This is a genomic window from Paenibacillus ihuae, from assembly GCF_001368795.1.
Lineage (GTDB): Bacteria > Bacillota > Bacilli > Paenibacillales > Paenibacillaceae > Paenibacillus_AQ > Paenibacillus_AQ ihuae.
Window position 1 is genome coordinate 340575 of the sequence record NZ_LN831200.1, and the last position, 5521, is coordinate 346095.

Here is a 5521-nt window from a genome sequence, read left to right on the forward strand (position 1 = left end):
ATAATATCGCCTCTAAATTCATAGATTCAGGGATCATGATGTACACCTCCGATCAAAGCGGTGCGCTGACTCCGGTAACGATTACTGCCGGCAGCAAAATTGGCGTACCGGTAGTTGTACTCACCAATGAATACACTGCCAGCGCTTCTGAAGCATTGACAGGCGCCTTACGGGACAACAAGCTTGCAACCATTGTCGGTACCCGTTCTTACGGTAAAGCCCGGATCCAGAGCCTTCTGCCTGTCTCCAATGGCGATATGCTGAAGCTGACCACCATGAAGTATCTAACGCCGAATAAGGAAGACTTCAACCATATCGGACTGGCTCCGGATATTGAAGTAGAGGGCTCCACGGCTCAGCTGATCACCGCCCTGCAGATTGCAGGTCTGACCAGCATCACTCTGGCCGGCGATAACCACATCCTGGATGTTAATGGTCATGCATTTGCCGGAAATCTTGGGTTGGTAAAGCAGGGAACTAAGGTGTATGCTTCGGCACGCGTTCTCGCTGCGCTTGTGGAAAGTGACATTACTTGGGATGCCAAGAACAAGAAAGTACTGCTCACGAACGGAGCCGGCAAAGCATTCGGCTTCACGCTGGCCTCCAAAGATGCCATTTCCAAGGACTATGAAACATTGATTGAACTTGGTGCTTTCGCGAAGAAGTTTCCCGCGTTCACTTGGAGCTACAATGCTTCAACTAAACAATTGAAATTATCTGTTAAATAACTTTTTCATCAACCAGTAAGACGAAAAGAGCACCTCATCACGCCATTTATATGGCTGATGGGGTGCTCTTTTTGATAGACCGCCGTTAATTTGAAGGGTTTTGCGGCGGATTAGAAGCCTGGTTGTGCGAGTGATTCGAATGATGGTTGTGCTGCCTGCCTTGAGACTCTTTATGGTTCTTCTTGCCCTGTGTGTCCTTATTCCGGTGATTCCGGCTCTGATGCTCACGAACTGGTCTATCCTTGCCATTATGCTCTCTGGAGGAAGCCCCTCCGTCCTTATTCCGTTCCGGAGAATGATTCGTTGAGGATTTGGCCGGAGCTTCCCGTTGTTCTCTAATGGTTGCCGACGGCTCTGAAGATTCCTCTAAGGACTGCTCTTCCGTACCGGGTTCAGTAATTTCTTTGATTAGAATATCCTTAAAGGTTCCCTCTTTCGGCAGTTCCTTCAGCTTATGCAGCACAAAATAGGCACAGCCAAAGTTGCAATACTCATTAATATAATCCACCATGCCGGAAATCGCTGTATCCCGGTTCACCTTAGGGTGATTGTCCCGGTAAAAGCCCTTTAAGCGCAGCTGGCTGTAGCCCCAGTCACCGATTATATAATCGTAACGGTCCAGGACCTCGCTGTAACGCCCGCGAAATGCCTCCGGGTTCCAGCCGTCTTTATGATCGAGCATCAGCTCGTAACCTTTTCCACCTATAACGATCAAGCGTGTGTCGCCTGCCTTTCATTTTATCTGAGAGGGAGCGTTGATGGAGCCTGTCATTCCGATGAATACTGGATTTCCAGCCGCGTGTACCGCTGATTAGAGTGAACATGTGGAGATTTTATTTAGGGATTAGTCGTGACTGCAGAGAATGTTTGGACTTCCGGCCGCTGTTGTCTTCAGATTTCTTGATTTAAACCGCTGTCAGCGGTAGAAATCTGAAGACAAAGGCGGACGCTACCGCTCCTCCAGTTCCAAAATTCCCCTCCGCCACTTTTCCCAAAATATTTTATCAAGTTCAATCTATATTGTCTGATAAAATCAGACAACTACGGTCGCTGCCGCTCCTCCAATTCCAAAATCCCTCTCCATGACTCCCATCAACGCGGGTGGTGTAGCAAACCCCGGGAGCAAGTTGATTGCTTGCGCTCCAACCCCCACCTTTATTACCTTAAACCTTAAAAATCCGCAAGCCTTACAGGCTCACAGAACGCTCCTCACGGGTCTTAGCAGCGGACTTGACCTGATCGTGCGCATGGTACGAGCTGCGGACAAGCGGTCCTGCTTCCACATGACTGAAGCCGCGTTGCAGGCCCTCTTGCTTAAGTGCAGCGAATTCTTCCGGCGGATAGTATTTCACCACGTCCAGATGTTTGTCGGAAGGCTGCAGGTATTGCCCTAAAGTCAATATATCACAATCTACTGCCCGGAGGTCATCCATGGCCTGCAGGATCTCGTCCCATTCCTCGCCTACGCCAAGCATGATGCTCGATTTGGTCGGAATATCAGGCTTCATCTCCTTGGCCCGTCGCAGCAGTTCCAGGGACCGGCGGTACTTGGCTTTTGCCCGTACACGGTCAGACATCCGCTCTACCGTTTCGATATTATGATTCAGAATATCCGGACGGCTGTTCATGACAATCTCCAGACTCTCCCGGTCTCCGAGAAAATCAGGAATCAGCACTTCAACACTGCATAACGGAAGCCGCTTGCGGATAGCCGCCACGGTCTCGGCAAAGATACTGGCGCCTCCATCCTTCAGATCATCACGGGCTACACTAGTTACTACACAGTGCTTAAGCTTCATACCTTCTGCCGCTTCTGCAACGCGTTCCGGCTCGAGAAGATCAAGCTCCGTGGGCTGGCCTGTATTAACAGCACAGAACCGGCAGGCACGTGTACAAATGTCGCCGAGAATCATAAAGGTTGCCGTGCGGTTCGCCCAGCATTCATAAATATTCGGGCAGCGCGCTTCTTCACATACGGTATGTAAAGTTTTGGACCGCATCATGCCTTTAATATCCTGATAATTATCACCGGTCGTTAACTTGATTCTAATCCAGTCTGGCTTGGGCTGTTTGGCTGTTCGGTTTGTCAAAATAATGAACCCCGCTTTCACCTGAATATAAGTCTCATGGTTAAAAGTTGCTGCCTCATATTATAGCATGTGCAATAGGCAATTGCCTGTTTTTGTGAAATTTGCCTGACTAAATTTTATCTCTCCGATCAGGACCTTGGGCAGATACGGATAAAAAACAGCATTTTGCTCCAATCTATAACCAAGACACCCGGCAGCTGCCTAAGCTAAGGCCGTTGCCGCCATTCCACGCCCGGATTATAGGAGGTAGTTATCATGCTGGCCTTGTTCAAAAAGACCCTACCATGGAGAACCGTATTGTGCCTGTCCGCAGCCGCAATGCTGTGGGGCGCAAGCCAGGCTGCCGCCGCTGAAGCCGCCCGGAGGGGCAGCCTTCCTGCAGTCCAGTCCGGCAGCTCTTCCGCAGCAGGCATAGTTGACCCTGCAGCAGCACGAAAAGAATTGTATGAGCAGATGAGTGCAGCCACCGGTATTCCCTGGTTCCGCTTCGCTGCGATTGATCAATACGAACGGACCATCGCCAAGAAAAAAGCACCCGCAGATGCACTAGCACCCTCCCGCATTACCGCCATCAGCATTCCGGGTCCGGTATGGTCCGGCCCGTTGAATCCGGACCAGGCTGATAATTCTCCGGACTCGATCAGTTTCTTTGGCGGAATGGGGGTTGACGGTTCTGGAGATGGCCTAGCTGATTCTTCAAACGATGCCGATTTGCTCTACAGCATGGCAAGGCATCTGCTGAAATACGGAAATTCAGTCAATGACTTCAGTATCGGCGTCTGGGAGTATTATCATAACGGCCGTGCCGCCCAGCGTGTGGCCCAGTTTGCCAAGCTGTATGAGCATTTTGGACGGCTGGATTTATCGGGTAGTGCCTTTCCGCTGCCCCTCGGAAATAAATATGCTTACCGCAGCACCTGGGGCACAGGCAGAAGCTGGGGAGGCGCCCGTATTCATGAAGGAACGGATCTTTTTGCCCCTCAAGGCCTGCCTGTACGCAGCACCTGCTTCGGCATCGTTGAGACTAAAGGCTGGAACCGCTACGGCGGCTGGCGGATCGGTATCCGCGATATTGAGAACCGCTACCATTATTACGCGCACTTATCCGGGTATGATAAGTCGGTCACACGCGGAGATATTGTAACACCAGGCCAGATTATCGGCTGGGTCGGCAGCTCCGGCTACGGCAGCCCCGGCACTCAAGGCAAATTCCCTCCGCATCTGCATTACGGCATTTATCGTGACCGCGGGACTACGGAATGGGCCTTTGATCCGTATCCGCTGCTGAAGCAGTGGGAGAATCAGGAGTACCGGGCACTCCGGAAAAATAAGAAGAGTAAATAAGCATTCTTAAATCTGCCGGATTTCAGGACAGCAGCAAACAACCGAAGGGTTCAATCTCCGCAAGAATCCGGCCAGAATTCCGGATGGTTGCCCCGCTGAGCAGGTCGGTCAGAACATTTTTGTCAGAACGGAGGCTGCAAAGGTCAAGCTGGTAGGCGTTCGGAGAATTGTTAATGATCACGCCGATCTTATCCTGTTTATAGCGCCGGACAAAGCCAAGCACGCCCCGCACTTCGTCTGTGAACCAGGGGCGGAATTCACCTTTTTGCAGGATGGTATGCTGTCTTCTCAGGGTAATCAGCTTCTTGTACCAATCATGCAGCTCGGCATTCTGCTCCTGCGCCTGCCAGAGCATGGGTTTCCGGCAGTGCGGATCGGTCGCTCCCTCCATGCCAACCTCGTCTCCGTAATATATCATCGGAATGCCGATATAGGTCAGCTGGAAAAAAACAGCCAGCTTCATCCGCTGAAGTGCCGTGCCTTCCCGGTCCCAGCCGCGTCCATTCTCCTTGCAGGCTGTCAGAAAACGCTCTGTATCATGGCTTCCGAGCAGCTGGAACATGGCCGAGTTGGCTTGATCGTTGCATAGGGCTTCAGCATGAAGCAGCTGCTCCATAAAGCGCACCGGTCCGCCCGCCTGCAGTGCAAAAAACTCCAGCACCGCCTCCCGCAGAACATAATTCATACCGCCGTCAAACTGGTCTCCCCTTAGCCAAGGGCCGGATGCATGCATAATTTCCCCGATCAGCAGCAGTTCGGGAAACTCTGCTTTCAGCTCCCGGCGCAGCCGTGTCCAGAACTGCGGGTTCACTTCATTCGCCACATCCAGACGCCAGCCGTCGATTCCCGTTTCACGTACCCAATATTTAGCCACAGCAAGCATATAATCAGCTGTCTCGGGGTTATCCATATTCAGCTTAGGCATAGAAGCTTCTGCTTTGGCGAAGGTTTCATAGGTAGGCGAGGGATGCTGACGGACCGGGTAGGAACGGATAAAGAACCAGTCTTTATAGCGTGATTGCTCGCCATGCTCCAGGACATCCCTGAACGCAAAAAACGTATCTCCCGCATGGTTGAACACCGCATCCAGCAATACTTTAATGCCATGACGGTGTGCTTCTTCAACAAGTGCCTTAAGGTCGTCTATGCTGCCAAAGGACGGGTCAATCCGGTAATAATCCGAAGTATTATATTTATGTTCAGAGGGCGACTCAAAGATAGGCGTCATGTATACAGCGGTTACTCCCAGCTCCTGGAGATAGGGTATTTTATCGGTGATGCCCTGCAGAGTTCCCTCGTTGAAGCTGCTGGGATAAATCTGATAGACTACAGCCCCGGTGCTCCATGACGGCAGCTTCA

General features: G+C 51.4%; 5 protein-coding genes. 2 read left to right on the top strand and 3 right to left on the bottom strand.

The window, feature by feature from the left end; all coding sequences use genetic code 11:
* On the top strand, positions 1 to 728 hold a 728-nt coding region (locus tag AQR02_RS24135), incomplete at its 5' end, for a S41 family peptidase (RefSeq protein WP_245237711.1).
* Positions 729 to 813: 85 nt separating this feature from the next.
* Here the strand turns inward: AQR02_RS24135 and AQR02_RS31585 are convergent.
* Together AQR02_RS31585 and lipA are read right to left on the bottom strand one after the other, a co-directional pair.
* Positions 814 to 1443 (bottom strand): YutD family protein, encoded by a 630-nt coding sequence (locus tag AQR02_RS31585; RefSeq protein WP_082452058.1) that lies wholly within the window; start codon positions 1441 to 1443, stop codon positions 814 to 816.
* Between the two features lie 472 nt (positions 1444 to 1915).
* A complete protein-coding gene (gene lipA, locus AQR02_RS24145; RefSeq protein ID WP_054942999.1) occupies positions 1916 to 2818 on the bottom strand; it encodes a lipoyl synthase in 903 nt (300 codons plus the stop codon).
* Positions 2819 to 3073: 255 nt separating this feature from the next.
* Here lipA and AQR02_RS24150 point away from each other — a divergent pair, with 255 nt between their 5' ends.
* Positions 3074 to 4162, top strand: coding sequence for a M23 family metallopeptidase (locus AQR02_RS24150; protein WP_054942942.1), 1089 nt, complete (start codon positions 3074 to 3076; stop codon positions 4160 to 4162).
* Between the two features lie 22 nt (positions 4163 to 4184).
* On the opposite strand, the gene AQR02_RS24155 is transcribed toward AQR02_RS24150, so the two are convergent.
* Positions 4185 to 5521, bottom strand: a 1337-nt coding sequence (locus tag AQR02_RS24155) for a glycoside hydrolase family 13 protein (protein ID WP_054942943.1), incomplete at its 5' end; no start/stop codon positions are given.